The 655-nt window shown below is 64.1% G+C and carries 1 protein-coding gene and 1 tRNA gene; both read right to left on the bottom strand.

Going from position 1 to position 655, the window contains the following annotated elements:
• A partial coding sequence (locus RVY79_RS16910) for a hypothetical protein (RefSeq protein ID WP_411161738.1) occupies positions 1 to 233 on the bottom strand: 233 nt, incomplete at its 3' end.
• Positions 234 to 373: 140 nt separating this feature from the next.
• Positions 374 to 449 (bottom strand) — tRNA-Met (locus tag RVY79_RS16905).
• Positions 450 to 655 lie beyond the last annotated feature (206 nt).

Here is a 655-nt window from a genome sequence, read left to right as displayed (position 1 = left end):
CGGCCCTGCTTTACGTACCGCTCGGCCGCCCAGAGAAATGCGATGTCAGCATCCAACAGATGGGCGTGCTCATCGTTATGGAGCGGCCCTTCCTCGATGATCTGCGACCTCACCCAGTCGGCCATGTCCTTGGCCGGCTCGTAGTGGTGGGTCCAGTTCTCGGGATCAAGCAGGAACTCAGGCGGCCGCGGGCGAGCTAGCACGTCAACTGCGCTGGTCAGGCGTTTGGCCACCGCTCCGCCTTGGGGTGCCGTTCGGACTGGTGTGTGTGCATGTTGGTCTCGACAAAAACAACGCGCCCGCCGGCCGAAGCCAAGCGGGCGCTAAGGTCGCCTTTCGAGCGACGGAGGAGACAGCGATGAAGTCGTGAAACTGGTTGCGGAGGGTGGATTTGAACCACCGACCTTCGGGTTATGAGCCCGCCGCTCGTTCCGCTGAGCTACCCCGCATTGATCTGTGCGCGGGCTCTGCACCCACCTGCCGGCTTGCGTACCGGGGCTTTCCTCTGGCGGGCAGCGTAGGAATCGAACCCAACTCGGCGCGGATTTGGAGACCGGCCTGCTCCCTGAGCTACCACCCTCACGGCTACGCTCGCATCCTCATTCGGCCTTCCGGAGATAGCCCGGGGCTTACTGCGAGAGCGCCACACGCGGCC

This window comes from Chromohalobacter sp. HP20-39, from assembly GCF_033052815.1.
Taxonomy (GTDB): domain Bacteria; phylum Pseudomonadota; class Gammaproteobacteria; order Pseudomonadales; family Halomonadaceae; genus Chromohalobacter.
The sequence above is the reverse complement of the archived record's forward strand: the minus strand, read 5'-3'. Positions and strand labels throughout refer to the sequence as shown.